The following is a 21,234-nucleotide window of genomic DNA, read 5'->3' on the forward strand; positions in this document are numbered from 1 at the left end:
CCGGGGCGGGGGGCCCTCGGCCGGGGGTACGGGGCCCCGGGGCCTCGGCCTGCTCGGACCGCGGCGGCGGACGGCGCCGGCTCCCGTGCACGCTTCCTCGTGCCCGTTCGGGCAGCCCGCTCATGCTCCCTTGTGCCCATTGGTGAAGCCCCCGTACACTCCCCGCTGTTCGTGTTCGCTGACGGAAGCAGGGAGGTGAGGTCGATGACCGCGCTCAGGGCCACCGTGCGCAGCGCCCGGGTCTCCCTCACGTCCCGGGCCGTGGCCTGACCTCATCCCGTCCGCCCCTGCCGGGAGCGTGAGCTCGCGGGGCGTCCACACGAACACCTCTCCGAAACGGGACTTCACCGATCATGAGCAGCACGTGGATCACGCGCGCCGAGACCAGCGCCGACATCCCCGCCATCCGCGAGATCGACCTCGCCGCCTTTCCGACCGCGCTGGAGGCCGATCTGGTCGACGCCCTGCGCGCCGACCCGGCCGCGTGGATCGACGGTCTTTCTCTCGTCGCCGCGGACGACGACGGCAACCCGGTCAGCCACGCCCTTCTGACCCGCTGCCACATCGGCGGCACCCCGGCTCTGTGCCTGGGGCCGGTCGCCGTACGGCCGGAGCGGCAGCAGAGCGGCGCCGGCTCCGCGGCCGTCCTGGCCGCGCTGGCAGCGGCCGGGGACATGGGCGAGTACCACGTGGTCGTCCTGGGACACCCGGCCTACTACCCGCGGTTCGGCTTCAGCCGCGCCTCCCTGCACGGCATCGGCGTGACCATCGACGTCCCGGACGAGGCCCTGATGGCCCTCACCCTTGACGCCGCCCACCCGCTGCCCGGCGGAACCGTCCGCTACGCGGCACCATTCGGTATCTGATACCTCACCGCTGCGCGGAGGCACCGCAACGCCTCCGCGCAGCACCGCTCTCCTGTCAGGAGGGCCCGTCCCGGTTCGCGAAGCGAGTTGCGGGAGAAGTCTCATGCCTTGCGGGCGAGCAGGTGGACCTCCTGGAACTGCCGTCGGTCGGTGGGCTGAGGCCGGCGCACCGTCCGGGCCACCTCGGCCAGCCCGAACTCGTGCAGCATCGCGGCGAGATGATCCGGCCACCACCGGTAGGCCGGCGCGACGGTGTGATCGAAGACCTGTGTCGGGTGAGACGGGCCGTCGCTGGCGGAGAAGCCGATCAGGAGGTGGCCGCCGGGTGCCAGCACGCGGTGGAACTCCGCCAGGATGACGGGGAGTTCGGCCGGCGGTGTGTGAATGACGGACCAGCGTGACAGGACGCCGCCCAGCACTCCGTCGGCGATGTCCAGGGCGGTCATCGATCCGACGTCGAACCGCAGGTCCGGATAGGCGTGCCGAGCCGACTCGATCATCGCGGGAGAGGCGTCGACGCCGAACGCGGCCAACCCCGACTCACGCAGATGTGCGGTGACATGGCCGGGTCCGCAGCCCAGGTCCGCGACCTGGGCTGCGTCGCCGCCCGCGCTGACCAGCTCGGCGAAGGCGCCCAGGATCGCGCGGTCCAGGGGCCGGTTGCGCAACTCGCCGCTGAACAGCCGCGCGTACTCGGGGGCGACCGCGTCGTAGGCCTCGCGGGTGGCGTTGAGGGCATCGTGTTCGACCATGCGCGAGACTGTAGCCGGGGCGGTCCGGGACAGTCGGAGAACGTCCTGATCACACACGGACGTTGTCACCGGCCCGCCCGGGAGTTGGACGAGACGCCTGTTCGTCGACAGCGAAGGCGGTCGTGGGCCCCGGACTGCTGCTGCGAGAGTCTGATGATGCATACGACACCAGATGGACGGCCGGTCCCACCCGCGCATGCCGACGAGCGCGCCATGCTGGAAGCATGGCTCGACTTTCACCGTGCGACTCTCGCCCTGAAGTGTTCGGGCCTCGAAGACGATCAGTTACGGCTTGCCGCCGTGTCGCCTTCCCCGATGACGCTGCTCGGTCTCGTTCAGCACATGGCTGAAGTGGAACGCAACTGGTTCAAGCGCGTATTCGCGGGTCAGGACGTGCCTCGGGTCTTCGGGGAAGGCGACCTGCACGGCTTCGACGTCCAGCCGGAACGAGGGTTCGACGAGGTGATGAGGGCGTGGCAGGCGGAGGTCGCTCAGGGCCGTGAGCTGATCGCTGAAGCTTCGCTGGACGATTCCGGCCACCTGTCCGAACACGAAGCGGGTTTGGTCGGCGATCAGGGAGTCTCCCTGCGCTGGATCATGGTGCACATGATCGAGGAGTACGCACGTCACAACGGTCATGCCGACCTCATCCGGGAGCGGATCGACGGAGTGACCGGCTCGTAAGACGTGCTTGCGCGGCCGGCAGGACCCGTCAGCCCGGCCGGGCGCTCAGTGCCAGTCGCTGATCCTCACGTCGCGCGGCTCGGGGGCGCCTTCCTCTGGGCGGTCAGCGCGTGGTCGTACTGCGTGTCGGTGACGGGTTCGAGCCAGGTGGTGCCGTCGCCGCCGACGACGCCGACGACCATGGCGATGTGCGCCATGAGGGTGGTGTCGGTGGCGCCGTGCCAGTGCTCCTCGCCTGCCGGGCACTTGACGATCTGGCCGGCCGAGACGCGGACGACGTTGCCGTCGCGGGTGCCGACCAGTCCCACGCCATCGGTGATGTAGAGGGTCTGCCCGTTGGCGTGGGAGTGCCAGTTGGTGCGGGCGCCGGGGGTGAAGCGGACCAGTGCCGCGGCGAGGTTCGCGGGGTCGGTAGGGGTTTCGATCATGTTGAGGTAGACGTCACCGGTGAAGCGTTCGGCCGGGCCCTTGGCGGTGGGTGTCTCGGTGATGTGTTCCACTGCGGTTCTTCCTTCCGGGGTGTGAGCGGGGGACGCGCGGCGGGCCGGGGTCACCGGGCGGTGTAGCCGCCGTCGACGGGCAGGGCGACGCCGACGACGAAGGCGGCGCCGGGACTGCACAGCCACAGAACGGCATCGGCCATCTCCTCGGCCGTTCCGAGCCGGCCGATGGGCTGGTTCGCTTCGGCCTCGGCCCGGTCGAGTTCCCCCTTGGCGATCATGTCGCTGACCATGGGGGTGTCGATGGTGCCGGGGCAGATGGCGTTGATGCGGATGCCGCGCGGGGCGTATTCGAGCGCGGCGCTGGTGGTCAGGCCGATGACGCCGTGCTTGGAGGAGTGGTAGGAGGCGCGGCCGGGGATGCCGACCAGGCCGCCGAGGGAGGAGCAGTTGACGATGGCGCCGCTGCCCTGGGCGCGCATGTGCCGCAGTTCATGCTTCATGCAGGCCCAGATGCCGCGCAGGTTGACGGCGTGGACCCGGTCGAACTGCTCGACGCTCTCGTCGGCGGCGTCGGTGGGCGGAATCTGGACGCCGGCGTTGTTGTAGGCCATGTCGAGGCGTCCGAAGGTGTCCACCGTGCGGTCGATCGCGGCGGCGACCTGCTCCTCGTCGCTGACGTCACAGACCAGGGCCAGGGCTTGCCGGCCCTCGTCGGTGAGCCGCCGCGCGGCCTCGTTCACGGCGGCTTCGTCGACGTCGGCGAGAGCGACGGCCGCGCCGGAGGCGGCGAAGGCGCGAGCGGCGGCCAGGCCCATGCCGGAGCCGGCACCGGTGACGAAGGCGACCTGGCCGGCGAAGTCGTAGGTGGGGTTCATTGGGGTCTCTTTCGAAGGTCCGGTGATCCGGCCCGTCCCGGTCGGCCGGCCGGTGTCGGCGTCCGCATCATTCGGGCACGGGCTCGGTGTAGTGCCGTAAACCGTCCCGCTCGGTGTTTAGGGCGTACAGGCGTTCGGCCAGGCCCGCGGGGCTGGAGTGCTCGGCGTCCGGACGGATCGCGCCGGGCACGATCAGCTGGGCGGCGTGGACGTTCTCCCCGGCGAGCGCGTCGTGGAGCATCGCCGCGTACGCGCTCTCCGCGGCGAACGCGATCGAGGTGCCGGCCCGCTCGGGGTTCGGGCGCGCCGCGCTGCCGCCGTTGACGAACAGCAGCGTGCCGCGGCCGAGTGCACGCATGCCGGGCAGGACGGCGCCGACGCAGGCGACGGGGCCCTTGACGGAGAAGGCCAGCGGATCGTCGAGGTCGGACGCGCGGGTGTCGAGGACCGGCTTCATGAAGTCGGACCGCGGCGCGGGGCTGTACTGCAGAATCTCCACGGGCCCCAGCTCCTCGGCGGCCTTCCTGAGCGCTGTGGTGAGCGAGACGGCGTCCAGCGCGTCGGCGGTGTAGCCGCGGGCCCGGACGCCGTCGCCGTCCAGGGCGGCGACGAGGCTGTCGAGGTGCTCGCCGCTGCGGGACAGCAGGGCGACGCCGTGCCCGGCGGCACCGAAGCGGCGGGCGCAGGCCAGGCCCAGGCCGGGGCCGGCGCCGACGAGGGCGTAAGCGGTCACGGTGAGGACTCCTGAGAAGGGGTGAACCGGGGGCAGGCCAGGTTCTCGGTGCCGAACGGTTCAGGGCTTGAGGAGGGTCTTGATGGCGCGGCGTTCGTCCATGGCCTTGTAGCCTTCGGCGACCTGGTCGAGGGGCAGGGTGAGGTCGAAGACCATGCCGGGGTGGATCCGGCCGGTCAGGACGCGGTCGATGAGGTCGGGCAGGTAGCGGCGTACGGGGGCGGGGCCGCCGCGCAGGCCGACGTGGGAGAAGAACAGTTCCTGGCCGTCGACGGCGACGTCGTGGGGGACGCCGACGAAGCCGACGTTGCCGCCGGGGCGGGTGGAGCGCAGGGCCTGCTGCATGGACTGCTCGGTGCCGACGCACTCCAGCACGCTGTCGGCGCCGATCCCGCCGGTGAGGTCCTTGATCCGGGCGATGCCTTCCTCGCCGCGCTCGGAGACGATGTCGGTGGCGCCGAATTCCCGGGCCAACTGCTGGCGGGAGGCGTGACGGGACATGACGATGATCCGCTCGGCGCCCTTCTCCTTCGCGGCGATCACCGCGCACAGACCGACCGCGCCGTCGCCGACGACCACGGCGGTGGAGCCGGGCTTGACCTCTGCTGCCTCCGCGGCCCACCAGCCGGTGCCCATGACGTCGGAGACGGCCAGCAGACCGGGCCAGAACTCCTCGCCGGGGACCTCGTCCGTGGCGACCAGGGTGCCCTGGGCGTTGGGGATGCGGACGTGGTCGGCCTGGCAGGTGGACATGAACTCCCGGTGCAGGCAGTTCGACTGGTAGCCGTTGCGGCAGTTGGCGCAGGTGTTGTCGGAGGTGGCGAACGAGCCGACGACGAACTGGCCCGGCTTGACGTGGGTGACCTCGCTGCCGACTTCCTCGACGATGCCGACGTATTCGTGGCCCATCGGGTGCGGGTCGCCGACCGGCTCCAGGCCGCGGTAGGCCCACAGGTCCGAACCGCACACGCAGGTGACGGCCGTACGGATGATCGCGTCGGTCGGGTGCAGGATCTTCGGGTCGTCCAGGGTTTCGAAGCGGATGTCACGGGGGGCGTGGATCACTGCTCCGCGCATGAGGGGTTCCTTTGCGTGCCGAGGCGTGCGGTACCGGGTGTGCCGGCAGGCGCCGAGTGCGGGACTGACCGGTCACCGACGGCGAGCCGCCGCCCAGGGACCGGACGCGGGCCTCCACCGGCCGACGTCACGGCCGGAGCGGAAGCGCCACCTCCACCAGGTAACCGCCGCTTCGCATGCGTAACGAGTCACCGCCGAAGGGTGTACCGGCAGTACATCCCTCCGGCGACGTCCGGGACGTACCGTCGAAGGCGTGGACAACCGAGCAGAGATCCGCGAGTTCCTCACCTCACGGCGAGCCAGGATCAGCCCCGAGCGGGCCGGGCTGCCTGCCGGCAGCCGCCGGCGCGTCCCCGGCCTGCGCAGAAGCGAGGTCGCCGCACTCGCCGACATGAGCGTGGAGTACTACGCCAAGCTGGAGCGCGGCAATCTCTCCGGTGTCTCCCCGGCCGTCCTCGAAGCCGTGGCCCGCGCCCTCCGGCTCGACGACGCGGAACGCGCCCACCTGCTCCGTCTGGCGCAGACCGCCGACGGCTCGGACGCCCTCGCCCGGCCCCGGCGCCGGAGCACTCGGCAGTGGACGCCGCACCGCAGCCTCCAGTGGACGCTGGACGCCATCACCGCCGGCCCGGCCTTCGTCCGCAACGGCCGGATGGACCTGCTCGCCGCAAACCAGCTCGCCCGCGCCTTCTACTGCGACGTCTACGCCACGGCCGGCAACCAGGCGAACCTCGCCCGGTTCAACTTCCTCGACCCCGCCTCCCGCCGCCTCTACCCCGACTGGGAACAGGCCGCCGACATCGCCGTCGCCATCCTGCGCACCGAAGCCGGCCGCAACCCCTACGACAAGGACCTGCACGACCTCGTCGGCGAGCTGTCCACCCGCAGCGACGAATTCCGCACCCGCTGGGGCGCCCACGACGTCCGTCATCACGGCACCGGCACCAAGCGCTTCCACCACCACACCGTCGGCGACCTCACCCTCGCCTACGAAGGCCTGGAAATGGCCGCCGAACCCGGCCTCACCCTGACGATCTACACCGCGGAACCCGGTTCTCCGTCCGAAGAGGGTCTGCGCCTCCTCGCCTCCTGGGCCGCCACTCGGGAGACGCAGGCATCTGGCTGACGCCGGAGGCTCCGCCCCTCATGATCGGCCGACGGCCTCCTGCACCGCCGAGGTGTCCGCGGGGCGGGTCACGGGTGCCGGGCGCCGGGGTGCGAGCGAGGTCAGGGCCACACCGCCGACCAGCAGGGCCGCCGCGCACCAGCGCAGCCCGCTCACCGGTTCGCCCAGGAAGAGGGCCGCCGCCGACATCCCGAAGACCGGGACGAGGAGAGAGAAGGGGGCCACCGTGGACGCCGGGTGGCGGCGCAGCAGCCAGCCCCAGGCGCCGAAGCCGAAGACGGTCGTGATCCAGGCGACGTAGAGGACGGTGCCCGCGCCCTGCCAGTCAAGGGTGCGCAGCGCCGCCAGGTCGCGCGACGGGCCCTCCGTCAGAAGGGACAGGGCCAGCAGCGGCAGTACCGGGACCGTGCTCACCCAGACCATGAAGTTCAGCGCGTCCGGCGGGGCCGCCTTGCGGGTCAGGACGTTGGAGGCGCCCCAGCAGGCAGCGGCCGCGACACACAGGGCGAACGCCCCGAGCGGGCCGGACGCGCCCTCGTCCGCTGCCGCGACGGCGATCCCGGCCAGCGCCACGACCATGCCCAGCGCACCCAGCCGCGAGGGTCGTTCCCCCAGGGCGGCGAAGGCGATCAGGGCCGTGAAGACCGCCTGTATCTGGAGGACCAGGGAAGACAGACCGGCCGGCATCCCGGTGTCCATCGCCACGAACAGCAGCCCGAACTTGGCCACGCCCAGGACCAGCCCGACCCCCAGGATCCACTTCCACGCGACCTTGGGGCGGCCCACCAGGAACACCGCGGGAACCGCGGCCGCGAGGAAGCGCAGGGCGGAGAACAGCAGCGGCGGGAAGTGGTCGAGGCCGATCTCGATGACGGTGAAGTTGACGCCCCAGACGGCGGCGACGAGGACGGCGAGGGCGAGGTGTGCAGGACGCATGGGCTGAGGATCACACCCGCCGACCATGAAGCACCAGCGATGATTGCTGCATGGTTGGATGAAGCGACGCTAATCGGTTGCTCCCCTCGTGACGGAGACGTTCATGCTCGACCTCCAGCGCCTGCGCGCCCTCCACGCGGTGTCCGTGCACGGCAGCGTCGGCGCCGCCGCCTCCGCCCTGGGCTTCACGCCGTCCGCGGTGTCCCAGCAGATCGCCAAGCTGGAGCGGGAGACCAGGGCCGTGCTGCTGGAGCGTGCGGGGCGCGGCGTCCGGCTGACCCCCGAGGCGTATCAGCTCGTCGCCGTCGCAGAGGAGTTGCTGGCCCTCGTGGAGCGGGCGGAGAGCGAGCTGGAGGAGCGGCGGGGGACACCGGCCGGGCGGCTCACCATCGCCGCCTTCGCCTCGGCGGCGCGCGGGCTGCTGCCCGGGGTCCTCGCCGACCTGGCTGTCCGGCATCCGGCGATGGACGCACGGCTCAGCGAGGTCGACCCGCATCTGTCCGTCGGCATGGTCGCCAAGGGCGCGGTCGACATGAGCGTGGTTCATGACTGGGACATCGCGCCGCTGCCGCTGCCGCCGGGGGTGGAGCAGGTGCTGATCGGGGAGGACCGGTGCACGCTGCTGGTGCCGCAGGGGCATCCGTTCGCGGGGCGGGATTCGGTGCGGCGCGAGGACCTCGGCGGTGAGCGGTGGGTGTGCCAGCCGCCGGGCCGGGTGTGCCACGAATGGCTGGTGCGGACCCTGCGGACGGCCGGGCACGAGCCGGAGATCGTGCACCAGGCGGAGGAGAACCCGACCATGGTGGCGCTCGTCGCAGCCGGTCTGGGCATCTGCCTCATGCCGCGCCTGGGGCGCGGCCCGCTGCCCGCCGGGGTGGTGGAGGTCGCCCTGGATCCGACGCCGGTACGGCGGCTGTACGCGCTGTGGCGCACCGGAGCGGCCCAGCGCCCCGCGATCGCCGAGACCGCCCGCGCCCTGCGGGAGCACTGGCTCCGGCTCGAGGACCGGCGACGCGACACGCCGGTCTGAGCACAGTTGCCGCGTCCCGGCTGGTGCGAGCCCGCCCTCGGTGGCCCCGACGCGCGGGAGGACCGCGGGACCGCATAATGAGCCCGTGGGCACTGTTCCGATCGCGCGTCATCTGCTCCGTGCCCGGGACCTCGCGGACGCCCGTTACTCCGAAGCGCTCACCGTGGCGGACATGGCCGCGGCCGCCGCGCTGTCCCCGGCCCACTTCAGCCGCTGCTTCAAGGCCGCGTTCGGGGAATCACCGCACCAGTACCTGCTGACGCGCCGGCTGGAGCGGGCCGCCGCCCTGCTGCTCGCGACCGACTGGACGGTGGCCGCGGTCGGCGTCGCCGTCGGTGTGCAGAGCATCGGTTCGTTCACGACGAGTTTCCGCAGGATGTACGGGATGACCCCGCGGGCGTACCGTACGGCGCACCCGCCCGCCGCACGGCATGTGCGCATCCCCCGCTGTGTGGCGATGGCTTGCGGGCGGCCGCGGAACCGCACGTTTCGAGAAGACACCGGAGTGCCGGCTGCCTAGCGTCGGGCGCAACGACGTACCGGGGAGCGGCAATGACCAGGATCAGGATCGCCAACGCGCAGTTCTGGGTGCACGACCAGGACGAGGCGCTCGACTTCTACACCCGGAAAGTCGGCTGGGAGGTCCGGGCCGACGTGACGATGGAGGCGTGGGGCTTCCGGTGGCTGTGCGTCGCTCCGCCCGGCGAGGACGGCCCGGCGCTGGTGCTGATGCCGGTGCCGGAGCAGCCGATGCCGGACGCGGCGAGCAGTGCCCGGTTGTCGGATCTGGTGGCCAAGGGCGCGGGCGGCACACTCTTCCTGGAGACCGACGACTGCAAGGCCGCCTATGACGAACTGTCCTCCCGTGGTGTCGAGTTCAACGACCCGCCGACGGTGCAGCCGTACGGGATCGACACCTCGTTCCGGGACCCGTCGGGCAACAACATCCGGCTCACCCAGGTGCTGGAGTTCGATCCGGGACGGCACTGAATCGGGAGCGGTGGTCAGGCCGGGGCGGGTTGGTGCGGGGTGAAGGCCAGCAGGTGCAGCTGGGCCATGCGGTTGACGCCGGGGACGTGTGCCAGAGCCGTGGTGGCCGCCCGGTAGGGGGCGGGCAGCTGGTCACGGCCGGGGATGTCGAAGGCCTTCACCTCGTCCAGGACCCGCAGCCGGGGGTCGAAGTCGGCCAGTTCGGCGGCGCTGGTGATGCCCCAGTGGAGGGTGGCGCCGGAGGCCCGCACGGCCCGGTTGAGGCCCTGCAGGCGGATGCCCAGGGGGCTGTAGGCGTCGAAGGCGAGGCGGCCGCCTGCCCGGAAGTGGTCGAGCAGGCGGGTGATGAGGTGCTTGCCGTCCTGCTCGGTGAGGTACATCAGCAGTCCCTCGGCGACCACCATCGTGGGACGGCCGGACGGGACGGCGGTCAGCCAGGCCGGGTCGGTGACCGAGGCGCCGACGGTGTGGTAGCCGGGTCGGGCCGGGTAGAGGCGGGTGCGCAGGTCGATGACGTCGGCCTGGTCGACGTCCCACCACTCGACGGTGGGGGGCGGGGCGAGGCGGTGGACGCGCGTGTCGAGGCCGCAGCCCAGGTGGAGGACCACGGCGTCCGGATTGTCGGTGATGAACTGCCGTGTCCAGGCATCCAGTTGGTGGGCCCGCAGGGCGACGCCCGCGGCATCGCCCGGGGTCAGGTGCAGTTGGGAGAAGTCGTAGTCGATGCGCCGCACGGTGTCGTCGGCGAGGGTGTCTCCCAGGATGGGGTGCTCGCTTCGGGCATCCAGGGCGCGGCCGTACAGGGTGGCGAGGAGGGTCTCCTCGGCGCCGGTGAGCTGAACCTTGATCACGGGGGCGAGGATAGTGGCGAGTCGGGTTCCGGCGGTTGCGGCAAGGCCGTTTTCGGCCAGAGAACGGGTGTACGACCCGACGCCCTGGTCCGAACGCGGCGGTGCCCCCTAAACGCGGGGCCGACACCCCTTGACCGGTGCTCCGGGGCGGGATTTCGGCGGGCGGCGTGCGTATCTGTGGATGTCACGCCCGACCAGCCGGAGGCCACTGTGAAGGAAATCCTCGAGGCGATCAACGCGTCGAACGCGTCGGACGACGGAGCGTCCGCCGTCGGCTTCGCCGAGCTGCCTCTGCCCGAGTCGTACCGTGCGGTCACGGTGCACAAGGACGAGACGGAGATGTTCGACGGCATTCCGCCCGCGGAGCGCGACTGCCGCAAGTCGCTGCACGTGGAGGACGTTCCGGTGCCCGAGCTGGGGCCGGGTGAGGCGCTGGTGGCGGTGATGGCGTCGTCGGTGAACTACAACACGGTGTGGTCGTCGATCTTCGAGCCGCTGCCGACGTTCGGGTTCCTGGAGCGGTACGGCCGGCTCTCCTCGCTCGCCCGGCGGCACGACCTGCCGTATCACGTGCTGGGCTCCGATCTCGCCGGCGTGGTGCTGCGGACCGGGCCGGGCGTCAACCGGTGGAAGCCCGGTGACGAGGTCGTCGCGCACTGCCTGTCGGTCGAGCTGGAGTCCTCCGAGGGGCACGACGACACGATGCTCGACCCGGAGCAGCGCATCTGGGGCTTCGAGACCAACTTCGGCGGCCTCGCGGAGATCGCCCTGGTGAAGTCCAACCAGCTGATGCCCAAGCCGGGGCATCTGACCTGGGAGGAGGCCGCCGCGCCCGGCCTGGTCAACTCCACCGCCTACCGCCAGCTCGTCTCCCGCAACGGCGCCCGGATGAAGCAGGGCGACAACGTGCTGATCTGGGGGGCGAGCGGCGGACTGGGGTCGTACGCCACGCAGTTGGCGCTGGCCGGCGGGGCGACGCCCGTGTGCGTCGTCTCCTCGCCGCAGAAGGCGGAGATCTGCCGCTCGATGGGCGCGGAGCTGATCATCGACCGGAACGCCGAGGGCTACGGGTTCTGGAAGGACGAGCACACCCAGGACCCGAAGGAGTGGAAGCGCTTCGGCAGGCGCATCCGCGAGCTGACCGGCGGCGAGGACGTCGACATCGTCTTCGAGCACCCCGGCCGCGAGACCTTCGGCGCCTCCGTCTACGTCACCCGCAAGGGCGGCACCGTCGTGACCTGCGCCTCGACCTCCGGCTACCTGCACGAGTACGACAACCGCTACCTGTGGATGTCGCTGAAGCGGATCATCGGCTCGCACTTCGCGAACTACCGCGAGGCGTGGGAGGCCAACCGGCTCATCGCCAAGGGCAGGATCCATCCGACGCTCTCCAAGGTCTACTCCCTGGAGGACACCGGGCAGGCGGCCCACGACGTGCACCGCAACCTCCACCAGGGCAAGGTCGGCGTGCTGTGCCTGGCTCCCGAGGAGGGCCTGGGCGTGCGCGACGAGGAGATGCGCGCCAAGCACATCGACGCCATCAACCGCTTCCGCGTGGAGCGTCCCGCCTGACCGTGGCCGGAAACGGCGCCGCCCCCGCAGGCGGGGGCGGCAAAACGGGCGCTCCGCCTCAGCGGGCCAGGTCGCGCACCGTGTGCCGCAGCGCGGTGGCGATGTAGGTGTGGACGCGGTCCAGGTGGTCCTGGAAGGCGAAGTGGCCGCCGCCGAGGACGAGACGGTCGAAGGGACCGGTGGTCAGTTCCGCCCACCCGGCGAGCGCGTCGACGCTCACGTACGGGTCGGCGTCGCCGCCGATGGCCGTGAGGGGGCAGCCGAGCGGGGCTCCCGGGGTGGGGCGGTAGACGTGGCACAGCTCGAAGTCGGCGCGCAGCAGCGGTGAGAGGTGGTCGAGGAGCTCGGGGTTGCGGAAGACCTCGGCGGGAGTGCCGCCCGTGTCGCGCAGCCAGGCGCGGAACTCGTTCTCGGGCAGTTCGTGCAGGGGGCGGGCGGCACGCGGGGCGCGGCCGGGGACGGCACTGCCGGAGACGAACACGCGCACCGGTTCCGGGAGCCCCGCGGCCGTCAGGCGGCGGACGACCTCCAGGCCCAGGGCGGCGCCCATGCTGTGCCCGAAGACGGCGTAGGGACGGTCGATCGAGGGGGCGATCCGGGGCAGGAGGAAGTCGAGCAGCTCTTCCAGGCGGCGGACCGGAGGGACGTCGGAGGCGATGCCGCGGCCGGGGAGTTCCACGGCGTGGACGTCGACGTCGGGCGCCAGGGCGCGGGGCCAGGTGCGCTGGTAGGTGACGGCGCTGCCGCCCGCCCAGGGCAGGCAGAACAGGCGCACCGGGGCGTCCGGGCTTCTGACGTCCCACGGGTTGTCGACCACAGTGCTCCCCCGACCGGATTCGGTTTCCTCGTCCACGGTGTCCTGACGGTGTCTCGTCGCCGACCACGCTAGGCGGCCCGCGTTTCCCCTTCCCACCCCTGACCGGGTGCGCCGCACCCCTGTCGTGCCCAGCCTGTCGTGCCCAGCCTGTCGTGCCCAGCCTGTCGCGCTCAGGCGGAGGACAGGCTCTCCAGGTTCTCCAACTGCAGGTCCATGGGCAGGTCCTGCCGGCGGGAGATGTTCAGCTTGCGGTAGACGCGGGTCAGGTGCTGCTCGACGGTGCTGACGGTGATGAAGAGCTTCGCGGAGATCTCCCGGTTGGTGTAGCCGTAGGCGGCGAGTGCGGCCACGCGGCGCTCGGACTCGCTCAGCTGCTCCGCGTCCGGGGTCGTGGCGGCGCCGGGCTCGGCCGGCGGGGTGCCGTGGTCCTGGGTGGCCGGGCCGGGCATGATCTGCTCGGCCAGGCGGAGCGCTCCGCACTCGGTGGCCAGGTAGCGGGCGCGGCGGGAGATCATGGCGGCCCGGTTGCCCTCGCCGAGGAGTTGCAGGGCACGGCCCAGGTCGGCGAGGGCGCGGACGAGTTCCAGGCGGTCGCCGCAGCGGCGGAGTTCGTCGACGGCGCGGGTGAGCAGCTTCGGGCGCTGGTGGGGCTCGGCGGTGGCGGCGCGCAGCCGCAGGGACAGGCCGCGCACGCGGGGACTGCGGGCGTCCGGGGTGGCGAGCTGCTCGACGACGAACCGTTCGGCCTGGCGGTGTTCGCCGAGTTGCAGCAGGGCTTCGGCGGCGTCGGTGCGCCAGGGCAGCTGGCGGGGGCGGTCCAGGCCCCACCGCTGGGCGAGGCGTCCGGCGTCGAGGAACTCGTCGAGGGCGGCGCGGCTGCGGTGGGTGGCGAGGTAGTACTGGCCGCGGGCGCGCAGATAGGTGAGGGCGTAGACGGAGGCAAACAGCTCTTCGGGCACGGGCATCTGCAGCAGCCGTGCGGCGGCGTCGATGCGGCCGGCCGCCGTCTGCGCGGCGACGAGTGCCGCGAGCGGCCCGAACAGGAACACCCCGCCGCGGCCTGCGACCGCATCGAGGGCGGCCCGCGCCTCGCGTTCGGAGCCGGCCAGGTCGCCCGTGCGCAGCAGGGCCTCGGCGTGCAGCAGTCCGAAGACGGCCTGCCAGCCGGGGGTGCGGCCGTCGGCGAGCTGGGCCTGGATGCGGGTGCACCACACGACGGCCCGGTCGGGGCGGTCGGTGTGCACGAGGGTGCGCACGGCCTGGACGATCGGGTCGAAGTTGGCGTGGGCGAGCGGGGTGCCCTTCAGGAGCTGCTCGGCGGCCCGGTCGTCGTTGTCGCTGCCGGGGTGGGTCCACAGGGCGGCGGAGTTGCGCAGCTCGGCCGAGCCTGCCTGGGGGTGCCGTTCGCCCTGCTCGGCAGGGGCGGGGGCGGGGGCGGTCTGGGGCGGCAGGGCGAACAGTTCGCGCAGCGGGTCGGCGCGGGCGGTGCGCGGTGCGGTGCGCTCCAGTGCCTGGGCGGCGTCCTCGATGCGGCCCTGGGCGACCAGCAGACGGGCGAGGCGTCCGGCGTGGCCGGGGGCGAGATCGCCGCGGCGCAGGGCGGCCAGCGGCTCGTCGAGCTGGTGTTCGGCGGCGCCGGGGCTGCTCGGCCAGGTCACGGCGGCCAGGCGCAGGGACATCTCCCAGCCGGCCTGCGCGTCGGGGCTCAGGCGCACGGCGAGTTCCAGACAGGCCGCGGCGTGGTCGAGGTCGCCGTCGGCGATCAGGGCCTGCAGGGCGGCCTCGCGCAGCGCCTTGACCGCGTCCGCGCCGCGCAGGGCCGCGGCGGCCGCGGGGGCTCCGGCGGTGAGCAGGTGGCGGGCGACGGTGTCGGCGGGGGCGCCGTGCTCGTGCAGGGTGCGGGCGGCGCGGCCGTGCAGGGCGGCGCGTTCGGGGGCGGGGACGCGGTCGAGGACGGCGGCGGCGACGGCGGGGTGGCGCAGCCGGCCGTTCTCGGTCAGGCCGGCGTCCTCCAGGGCGAGGGCGGCGCGCAGGGCGGCGCTCGGCGTGGTGCCGGCGAGGTCGGCGGCCGGCCGGGGGGCGTTGTCGTCGGCGGCGCCGAGGACGGCCAGGGCGGTGGCCAGGCGGCGTACGTCGTCACCGGCGCGTTCCAGGCAGGTCAGGACGGCGTCGGCGAACGGCCCGTCGGACGTGGGTCCGCGGCCGTCCGCCGGCAGCGGCAGTTCGGTGAGCAGGGCGCGCAGCAGCAGCGGGTTGCCGCCGCTGATGCGGTGCAGCAGGGCGGCGGTGGCCGGTTCTGCGGGCTGTGCGGTGTACCGGGCCAGGAGGGCGGCGCTGCCCTGTTCGTCGAGGCGTTCCACGCCGATCCGCAGGAAGTGCGGGTGGCGGAGCAGCTCGGTGCGGGCCAGCGGGCTGTCCGCGTGCGGCAGCGGGGCGCAGGCGAGGACCAGCAGGACGGCGGCGCCGCGCACCGCGTGCGCGGCGTGCAGCAGGTACGCCAGCGAGGCGCCGTCGATGCGGTGCAGGTCGTCGACGCAGACCACGACCGGTGCGTGGGCGGCGGCGCGGCGCAGGGCCGCGGTGAACTCGTGGGCGGTGGGCGTGGCGGTCGGCGGTGGGCCGTCGGTGCCGGTCAGTTCGGCCAGCAGCCGGTGCACCGTGGCGTGCGGTGCGCCGGCGTCGGCGTCACCGGGCGCGGCGGCGCGCAGCACGGTGGCGCCGTACCCGGTGGCCGTCTCGGCGAACTGCAGCAGCAGTTCCGTCTTGCCGCATCCCGCGGCGCCTTCCAGCAGGACGACCCCCGACGTTCCGCCGATGCATGCTTCGAGGGCTCGGTCCAGCTGTGTGCATGCGGTTTCCCGGCACAGGAGCATCGTGTTGGGCCTCTCCGTCTCGCGTTCCCCGTGGCACACGCATCCTGGAGGGGAACGGTTGAGCGAGACTGGAGTGTGACCGAGGCGCCCCTGGGGCGGCTCAGGCGACGTCGAGTTCGGCGGTGTTCCCGCCGAGGGCGGCGAGTTCGGCGTCGGTGAACGGCGGGGAGCCGAGCGGGCTGTGGTCGCCGGCCTTGCGCAGGGCGGCGACCAGGTGCGGCGACTCGAGGGTCACGACGGGTGCGGCGAGCGCGGTGACCTGCATGGCGGCGGCGTTCACCACCGGGTCGTACAGCGCGGCGGCGCCCAGCAGGTCGGCGAACTGCCGGTCCTGCTCCTGACGCGGGGCGATGCGCGGGTCGGCGGCCTGGTTGCGGGTGCCCGGGTAGCAGATGTCCTGGGTGGTGGCGAGGACCCACGGGTCGTCGACGACCTTGGCGACGGCGTGCCGGGTACGGTCCGCGGTGTCGTCGGTGAGGCCGCCCCGGGCGAGGACGGTACCGAGGGCGCGGGCGCTGAGCGCGCCGCAGCTCATGCCGTGGCCGTAGACGGGGTTGAAGCCGGCGACGGCGTCGCCGAGGACGAGCAGGCCCTTGGGCCAGGGTTCCAGACGCTCGTAGTACAGGCGCCGGTTGACGGTGGAGCGGGAGCCGAGGACGGGGCCGAGGGGTTCGGCGCGCCGCAGCAGGTCGGCGATGACGGGGTGGCGCAGGCCGCGCGCGAAGTCGGTGAACGCGTCGTCGTCGGTGGTGGGTTCGCCGCCGCGGGTGCCGGCCAGGGTGACCAGCCAGCGGCCGTTCTCGATGGGGACGAGTGCGCCGTTGCGGCCGGGCTCGCCGAGCCCGGGGTCGGCGGCGACGTTGACCATCGGGAAGCGGTCCGCGGCGCCCTCGGGCGCGGCGTAGATGCGGGTGGCGTACTTGATGCCGGAGTCGACGATGTCCTCCTCGACCTCGGGCAGGCCGAGTTCGGGCAGCCAGCGGCGCAGTTGCGAGGCGCGGCCGCAGGCGTCGACGACGATGTCGGCGTCGAGGGTCTGCCCGGTGCCGTCGGCGGCGCGCAGCCGCACTCCGGTGACGCGGTCGGCGGTGCCGAGCAGGCCGAGGGCGTCGGTGTCCTGCAGCACCTCGACGCGGGGGTCGGCCAGGGCGCGTTCCCGCACGACGAAGTCGAGCAGCGGCCGACTCGCCGTGATCATGAACTGGCTGCCGGGGAAGCGGTGCTGCCAGCCGTAGGGCGTGTACCAGACGATGTCGCGCGGCAGGTACAGGCGGTGCGCGCCGGCGTCCAGGAGCGCCTTGAGCGTGCCGGGCAGGACGGTCTCGATCGCGCGGGCGCCGCCGGACCACAGCAGATGGGCGTGGCGGGCCTGCGGAACGCCTCTGCGCAGGTCGGGGCCGGCCGGGTAGACGTCCCGTTCCAGGACCGTGACGCGGTCCACGTGCCGGACCAGGACGGACGCCGTCAGCATTCCGGACAGACCTCCGCCGATCACCACGGCGCGGGTTCGAGCGGTCATGAGTGCGTGACCTTTCCGTCGGATCCGTCGGACGCCTTGCGCGAATACCGGGATGATTTCGAACCGCCGTTTTCGGCAGCCGTGATTTCAGCGAAATTAGCAGTCGCCGCCAATGCGCCTGAACCCCTAACAACCCCTATCGAATCCGTATCAGCTCGGTCGGCTGTCGCGGGCGGGCCGGTGCGTCGTCACGATGGAAGACGTCTGCCGAATGGACGTGAGGAGACGAGTTCATGCTGGACGAGGCGGCGCTCAAGAAACTGATCCTGGAACACTGCGCCCGGGTGAACGCCGGCGACGTGGCGGGGCTGCTGCGCCTGTACTCCCCGCGGGTGCGGTTCGAGGACCCGGTCGGGGCGGGCGCGCAGGCCGGGCACGAGGCGCTGCGCGCCCACGCCACCGGCGCCGTGACCAGCAATGCCGTGGAGATTCCGGGGCATGCGGTGGCCGCTCAGGACGGGCGGCACGCGGCGGTGCCGGTGGAGGCGACCATGGACTACCTGCCGTTGGGTCCGGTGCTGACCCGGCACGGCGTGCTGCCCGCGCCGGCCGACCCGGCGCGGCAGCGGATGCGGTTCCGGTTCCTGATGGTGATCCGGGCCGGGGACGACGGTCTCATCGAGGAGATGAAAGCGTATTGGGGGGCGAGTGACGTCTCCCTGTCGGGGACGGAATGAAGACGACCGGAGAGGGAGTTCCCATGCTCGACGAGACGGCCCGGAAAGAACTCGCCCTGGAACACTGCCGGAGAATGACGAGCGGTGACGTCGACCGGATGCTCGAGCTGTACACGAAGGACGTGCGGTTCGAGGATCCGGTGGGATCGCCGCCGATGATCGGGCACGAGGAACTGCGGGTCCATTTCCAGCGGGCGGCTCAGGCCAGGACGGTGGATGTCGCAGGTGTCCCGGTGGCCGCGCAGGACGGACTGCACGTGGCGATACCGGTGTCGGTGTACATGAACTACCTGCCGCTGGGGCCGGCGCTCACCAAGCACGGCTATCTGGACAAGCCGGCGGACCCGTTCCGCAAGCGGATCAAGTTCTCCCTCACGAGCATTTTCCGGGCCGGTTCGCACGGCCTGATCGAGGCGGTGTGGGTGTACTGGGGCAAGTCGGACCTGTCGCTGCTGGACCCCGGGCAGGAGTGAGGGCCGCGCGAGCCCGCGCACCGCGGGCCGAGGGGCCGCGCCCGCCGGACACGCCGGCGGGGGCGGCCCCTCGGCACGGTGCGGGTGGGCCGCTCAGCCGGTCAGGTCGCGGCGGGCGAACAGGCTCGACCCGGCCCAGGTCAGCAGGGCGGCGACGGCGGTCAGGGCGAGCAGCGGCAGCGCCTTCGCGTCGGCGGCGGGCAGCGCGGGCAGGTGCGAGAACGGGGAGATGTCCCGTACCGCCTGCGGCAGTCCGAGCAGTCCGCCGAGCTGGCCGACGACCAGGCACAGGGCGAGCGCCCCCCAGGCCGCACCGGAGGACAGCGCCGGTACGGCGGCGAAGGCGAGCACCACGAACCCGGACAGCGCCAGCACCGCCGGCGCCTGCGCCAGGGCGGCGCCGGTCAGGTCCGTGAGCCCGCCGGCGAGGTCGCCCGCCGACGCCCCGTAGGTCAGGCCCGCGCTCACCCCGGCGATCAGGAGCAGCAGCAGCGAACCGGCGACGGCGACCGTGACGTGCGAGACGAGCCAGCGGCCACGGCTGACGGCGGTGGCCAGCAGCGCCTCCAGACGGCCGGAGGTCTCCTCGGCGCGCAGCCTCAGCAGGGTCTGCACGGCGAACCCGGCGGTGACCGCGCCCACCATCACGATCATCGAGGCGAAGAACGTGTCGACCGGGTCGCCGCCACCGCCGCCGATCTTGCCGAGGGTGTCGCTGAGGTCGGCGTTGTCGCGCAGGGCGTCGCCGGCCGACTTGCCCATGCCTCCGATGACGGCGCCCAGGACGGCGATGCCCGCGCCCCAGCCGAGCAGGGAGCCGCGGTGCAGCCGCAGTGCCAGACCGAGGGGGCTGAGCAGTCCGGGTGCCGCCGAGGCCGGACCCGGCCGGTCCTGCAGCAGGCCGGCGCCCAGGTCGCGTCCGTCGTTGAGGCGGAAGGCCCACACGGCGCAGGCCGCGGCCAGGACCAGGGGGACGAGGAGGACCCACCAGTGGTCGCCGCCGAACGGTTCGACGCGCTGCGCCCAGCCGATCGGTGACAGCCAGGCGAGTGCGGTGCTGTCCACGGAGGTGCCGCCGCCCCGCACCTCACCGCCGGCGTCGGCGATGCCGCGGATCAGGAACGCGGCGCCGACGGCCGCTCCGGCCAGGGAGTTGGCGCCGCGGGCGGTGCCGGAGAGCTGGGCGGTGATCGCGGCGACCGCGGCGAAGAACAGCCCGGTCGCGGCGGCCGCCGCGGCCGCGGCGAGGGAACCGGACAGCGGCAGCCCGGCCAGCGGCAGCACGACCGCCAGCATCACGAACAGTCCGATGTTCGCCTCGAGGGCGAGCAGCAGGGCCGCGGTCAGCGGTGCCCGGCGGCCGACCGGGGCCGCGCCGAGGAGTTCGGCGCGGCCCGTCTCCTCGTTCTGGCGGGTGTGCCGCACCACGGCGAAGGTGCTCATCAGGGCGGCGAGCACGCACAGGTACGTGAAGATCTGCACCATGGCGACGGCGCCCTCGCTGGTGCCGACGGGTGCGCCGCGGGTCAGCAGCAGCGCCGGGGTGTCGGTGAGGGTCTTGACCGCGTCGACGCGGTCGGCGGCGTCGGGGTAGGTCGAACCGACGCTGTTGGCCGCGCTGTAGCCGAGCGCGCCGGTGCCGTAGATCCACGCGGCGAGCTGGATACGGTCCCGGCGCAGCGCCAGTTTCAGCAGCGTGCGGGTGGCGGTGTAGTCGCTCATCGGGCGGCCGTCCTCGCCGCGGTGCGGCCCGCGTCCGCGCCGGGGCCTCCATCGGCGGCACCGTCGCCGCCGGCCCCGACGTCGTCACCGTAGTGCCGCAGGAACAGCTCCTCCAGGGTGGGCGGGCTGCTGGTGAGCGCGCGCACCCCGAACGAGGTGACGTGGGTCAGGACGCGGTCCAGGTGGTCGTCGTCGACGTCCAGGCTGATCCGGTCGCCGTCGACGGCGACGTTGTGGACGCCTTCGAGCGCGTCGATGCCGGTGACCCGCTGCCGGGTCTCGGCGGAGAGCCGGGTGCGGGTGAGGTGGCGCAGTTCGGTGAGGGTGCCGCTCTCGACGGTGCGGCCCTTGCGGATGATGCTCACGCGGTCGCACAGCGCCTCGACCTCGCCGAGGATGTGGCTGGACAGCAGCACGGTGCGGCCCCGCTGCCTGACCTCGCGGACGCAGTCCTGGAACACGGCCTCCATCAACGGGTCCAGGCCCGAGGTCGGTTCGTCCAGGACGAGCAGTTCGGCGTCGGAGGCGAACGCGGAGACCAGGGCGACCTTCTGCCGGTTGCCCTTGGAGTAGGCGCGGCACTTCTTCGTAGGGTCCAGCTGGAACCGCTCGGTCAGGGCTGCCTTGCGTGTCGTGTCGATGCCGCCGCGCAGGGTGCCGAGCAGGTCGATGGCCTCCCCGCCGGAGAGGTTGCGCCACAGGCTGACGTCGCCGGGTACGTAGGCGAGGCGGCGGTGCACCTCGACGGCGTCGCGCCGGGGGTCCTTGCCGAGCAGGGTGGCCCGGCCGCCGTCGAGCCGGAGCAGCCCGAGCAGGGCGCGGATCGTGGTGGACTTGCCCGCACCGTTCGGTCCGAGGAAGCCGTGCACCTCACCCCTGCGCACGGTCAGGTCGAGGCCGTCCAGGGCCCGTGTGCGGCCGAACGTCTTGACGAGTCCGGACGCGGTAATCGCGTCATCCGTGTGCGCCACCCGCGCACCACCTTTCACCCGAGTCGTAGTCCGCCGGCGTCCCGCCGTCACCGGCGGAACACCGGCCCGCGGTCGCGCCGGTCGTTCCCCCCCGCGGCCCCGCGTGGTCCGTCCGGCTGACGGCTCGACGGCGGCAGGCGCCCGGTTCAGGGTTCCGCGGGGCGTTGGCGACAGCAATCTCCCCCGGCACGGAAACCGGCATTCTAGGGTCGCTAGGGGTTCCCGGTAGGGGTTGACCGGCATCGAG

21 protein-coding genes are annotated in these 21,234 nt (G+C 72.7%); 9 read left to right on the plus strand and 12 right to left on the minus strand.

The features are described 5' to 3' along the window. The first annotated feature begins 353 nt into the window (after positions 1-353). Positions 354-866 (plus strand): N-acetyltransferase, encoded by a 513-nt coding sequence (locus AB0G63_RS35325; protein WP_360758874.1) that lies wholly within the window; start codon positions 354-356, stop codon positions 864-866. A gap of 101 nt (positions 867-967) precedes the next feature. Here the strand turns inward: AB0G63_RS35325 and AB0G63_RS35330 are convergent, their stop codons facing one another. Further along, positions 968-1,618 (minus strand): class I SAM-dependent methyltransferase, encoded by a 651-nt coding sequence (locus AB0G63_RS35330; protein WP_360758876.1) that lies wholly within the window; start codon positions 1,616-1,618, stop codon positions 968-970. Positions 1,619-1,774: 156 nt separating this feature from the next. On the opposite strand from AB0G63_RS35330, the gene AB0G63_RS35335 reads away from it, so the two are divergent. Further along, the gene (locus tag AB0G63_RS35335; RefSeq protein WP_360758878.1) at positions 1,775-2,302 is read left to right on the plus strand and encodes a DinB family protein; all 528 of its coding nucleotides are present in this window, start codon (positions 1,775-1,777) and stop codon (positions 2,300-2,302) included. Between the two features lie 65 nt (positions 2,303-2,367). Here the strand turns inward: AB0G63_RS35335 and AB0G63_RS35340 are convergent, their stop codons facing one another. From AB0G63_RS35340 to AB0G63_RS35355, 4 genes are all read right to left on the minus strand, one after another. Continuing rightward, positions 2,368-2,802 carry a cupin domain-containing protein gene (locus tag AB0G63_RS35340; RefSeq protein WP_360758880.1) on the minus strand — a complete coding sequence of 145 codons (435 nt, stop codon included), beginning with the start codon at positions 2,800-2,802 and terminating at the stop codon, positions 2,368-2,370. Between the two features lie 50 nt (positions 2,803-2,852). Further along, positions 2,853-3,620: a glucose 1-dehydrogenase gene (locus AB0G63_RS35345; protein ID WP_360758882.1), complete on the minus strand. Its 768-nt coding sequence runs from the start codon at positions 3,618-3,620 to the stop codon at positions 2,853-2,855. Between the two features lie 67 nt (positions 3,621-3,687). Beyond that, the gene (locus AB0G63_RS35350) at positions 3,688-4,353 is read right to left on the minus strand and encodes an SDR family NAD(P)-dependent oxidoreductase (RefSeq protein WP_360758884.1); all 666 of its coding nucleotides are present in this window, start codon (positions 4,351-4,353) and stop codon (positions 3,688-3,690) included. 60 nt (positions 4,354-4,413) lie between these two features. Beyond that, positions 4,414-5,430 carry a zinc-dependent alcohol dehydrogenase family protein gene (locus tag AB0G63_RS35355; protein WP_360758886.1) on the minus strand — a complete coding sequence of 339 codons (1,017 nt, stop codon included), beginning with the start codon at positions 5,428-5,430 and terminating at the stop codon, positions 4,414-4,416. Between the two features lie 253 nt (positions 5,431-5,683). On the opposite strand from AB0G63_RS35355, the gene AB0G63_RS35360 reads away from it, so the two are divergent. Further along, positions 5,684-6,556, plus strand: coding sequence for a helix-turn-helix transcriptional regulator (locus AB0G63_RS35360; protein ID WP_360758888.1), 873 nt, complete (start codon positions 5,684-5,686; stop codon positions 6,554-6,556). 18 nt (positions 6,557-6,574) lie between these two features. On the opposite strand, the gene AB0G63_RS35365 is transcribed toward AB0G63_RS35360, so the two are convergent. Beyond that, positions 6,575-7,492, minus strand: a complete 918-nt coding sequence (locus AB0G63_RS35365; RefSeq protein WP_360758890.1) for an EamA family transporter — start codon at positions 7,490-7,492, stop codon at positions 6,575-6,577. Positions 7,493-7,595: 103 nt separating this feature from the next. Between AB0G63_RS35365 and AB0G63_RS35370 the strand changes: the two genes are divergently transcribed. The 3 genes from AB0G63_RS35370 to AB0G63_RS35380 all read left to right on the plus strand — a co-directional run bounded on the left by AB0G63_RS35370 (position 7,596) and on the right by AB0G63_RS35380 (position 9,512). Next, complete coding sequence (locus AB0G63_RS35370; protein WP_360758929.1) at positions 7,596-8,522, plus strand: LysR family transcriptional regulator; 927 nt, start codon at positions 7,596-7,598, stop codon at positions 8,520-8,522. A gap of 85 nt (positions 8,523-8,607) precedes the next feature. Then, positions 8,608-9,042 (plus strand): AraC family transcriptional regulator, encoded by a 435-nt coding sequence (locus tag AB0G63_RS35375; RefSeq protein WP_360758892.1) that lies wholly within the window; start codon positions 8,608-8,610, stop codon positions 9,040-9,042. Between the two features lie 32 nt (positions 9,043-9,074). Further along, positions 9,075-9,512 (plus strand): VOC family protein, encoded by a 438-nt coding sequence (locus tag AB0G63_RS35380; RefSeq protein WP_360758894.1) that lies wholly within the window; start codon positions 9,075-9,077, stop codon positions 9,510-9,512. Between the two features lie 14 nt (positions 9,513-9,526). On the opposite strand, the gene AB0G63_RS35385 is transcribed toward AB0G63_RS35380, so the two are convergent. Continuing rightward, on the minus strand, positions 9,527-10,363 hold the full coding sequence (locus AB0G63_RS35385) for a class I SAM-dependent methyltransferase (protein ID WP_360758896.1): 837 nt from the start codon (positions 10,361-10,363) through the stop codon (positions 9,527-9,529). A 210-nt stretch (positions 10,364-10,573) separates the two neighbouring features. On the opposite strand from AB0G63_RS35385, the gene ccrA reads away from it, so the two are divergent. Then, positions 10,574-11,935 carry a crotonyl-CoA carboxylase/reductase gene (gene ccrA / locus AB0G63_RS35390; protein WP_360758898.1) on the plus strand — a complete coding sequence of 454 codons (1,362 nt, stop codon included), beginning with the start codon at positions 10,574-10,576 and terminating at the stop codon, positions 11,933-11,935. 58 nt (positions 11,936-11,993) lie between these two features. Here the strand turns inward: ccrA and AB0G63_RS35395 are convergent, their stop codons facing one another. The 3 genes from AB0G63_RS35395 to AB0G63_RS35405 form a co-directional block, all read right to left on the minus strand. Then, positions 11,994-12,752 (minus strand): alpha/beta fold hydrolase, encoded by a 759-nt coding sequence (locus tag AB0G63_RS35395; protein WP_360758900.1) that lies wholly within the window; start codon positions 12,750-12,752, stop codon positions 11,994-11,996. A 170-nt stretch (positions 12,753-12,922) separates the two neighbouring features. After that, complete coding sequence (locus tag AB0G63_RS35400; RefSeq protein ID WP_360758902.1) at positions 12,923-15,664, minus strand: AAA family ATPase; 2,742 nt, start codon at positions 15,662-15,664, stop codon at positions 12,923-12,925. Positions 15,665-15,725: 61 nt separating this feature from the next. Next, positions 15,726-17,144, minus strand: coding sequence for an FAD-dependent monooxygenase (locus tag AB0G63_RS35405; protein ID WP_360758904.1), 1,419 nt, complete (start codon positions 17,142-17,144; stop codon positions 15,726-15,728). A gap of 233 nt (positions 17,145-17,377) precedes the next feature. Here AB0G63_RS35405 and AB0G63_RS35410 point away from each other — a divergent pair, with 233 nt between their 5' ends. Both AB0G63_RS35410 and AB0G63_RS35415 read left to right on the plus strand, forming a co-directional pair. Continuing rightward, positions 17,378-17,821, plus strand: a complete 444-nt coding sequence (locus AB0G63_RS35410) for a nuclear transport factor 2 family protein (RefSeq protein ID WP_360758907.1) — start codon at positions 17,378-17,380, stop codon at positions 17,819-17,821. 23 nt (positions 17,822-17,844) lie between these two features. Beyond that, a complete protein-coding gene (locus tag AB0G63_RS35415) occupies positions 17,845-18,294 on the plus strand; it encodes a nuclear transport factor 2 family protein (protein ID WP_360758909.1) in 450 nt (149 codons plus the stop codon). Between the two features lie 93 nt (positions 18,295-18,387). On the opposite strand, the gene AB0G63_RS35420 is transcribed toward AB0G63_RS35415, so the two are convergent. After that, positions 18,388-20,016: a hypothetical protein gene (locus AB0G63_RS35420; protein WP_360758911.1), complete on the minus strand. Its 1,629-nt coding sequence runs from the start codon at positions 20,014-20,016 to the stop codon at positions 18,388-18,390. Continuing rightward, entirely contained in the window at positions 20,013-20,987 is a 975-nt protein-coding gene (locus AB0G63_RS35425) for an ABC transporter ATP-binding protein (RefSeq protein ID WP_360758913.1), read from the minus strand. Before AB0G63_RS35425 ends, AB0G63_RS35420 begins: the two co-directional genes overlap by 4 nt. Between the last annotated feature and the right edge of the window lie 247 nt (positions 20,988-21,234).

Source organism: Streptomyces sp. NPDC020996, assembly GCF_040641355.1.
Lineage (GTDB): Bacteria > Actinomycetota > Actinomycetes > Streptomycetales > Streptomycetaceae > Streptomyces.

Excerpts from the sequence above, each read along its gene's own strand:
- AB0G63_RS35325 (WP_360758874.1), top strand. The coding sequence starts at position 354 with ATGAGCAGCACGTGGATCACGCGCGCCGAGACCAGCGCCGACATCCCC.
- AB0G63_RS35330 (WP_360758876.1), bottom strand. The coding sequence starts at position 1,618 with ATGGTCGAACACGATGCCCTCAACGCCACCCGCGAGGCCTACGACGCG.
- AB0G63_RS35335 (WP_360758878.1), top strand. The coding sequence starts at position 1,775 with ATGCATACGACACCAGATGGACGGCCGGTCCCACCCGCGCATGCCGAC.
- AB0G63_RS35345 (WP_360758882.1), bottom strand. The coding sequence starts at position 3,620 with ATGAACCCCACCTACGACTTCGCCGGCCAGGTCGCCTTCGTCACCGGT.
- AB0G63_RS35355 (WP_360758886.1), bottom strand. The coding sequence starts at position 5,430 with ATGCGCGGAGCAGTGATCCACGCCCCCCGTGACATCCGCTTCGAAACC.
- AB0G63_RS35365 (WP_360758890.1), bottom strand. The coding sequence starts at position 7,492 with ATGCGTCCTGCACACCTCGCCCTCGCCGTCCTCGTCGCCGCCGTCTGG.
- AB0G63_RS35370 (WP_360758929.1), top strand. The coding sequence starts at position 7,596 with ATGCTCGACCTCCAGCGCCTGCGCGCCCTCCACGCGGTGTCCGTGCAC.
- AB0G63_RS35380 (WP_360758894.1), top strand. The coding sequence starts at position 9,075 with ATGACCAGGATCAGGATCGCCAACGCGCAGTTCTGGGTGCACGACCAG.
- AB0G63_RS35405 (WP_360758904.1), bottom strand. The coding sequence starts at position 17,144 with ATGACCGCTCGAACCCGCGCCGTGGTGATCGGCGGAGGTCTGTCCGGA.
- AB0G63_RS35410 (WP_360758907.1), top strand. The coding sequence starts at position 17,378 with ATGCTGGACGAGGCGGCGCTCAAGAAACTGATCCTGGAACACTGCGCC.
- AB0G63_RS35415 (WP_360758909.1), top strand. The coding sequence starts at position 17,845 with ATGCTCGACGAGACGGCCCGGAAAGAACTCGCCCTGGAACACTGCCGG.
- AB0G63_RS35420 (WP_360758911.1), bottom strand. The coding sequence starts at position 20,016 with ATGAGCGACTACACCGCCACCCGCACGCTGCTGAAACTGGCGCTGCGC.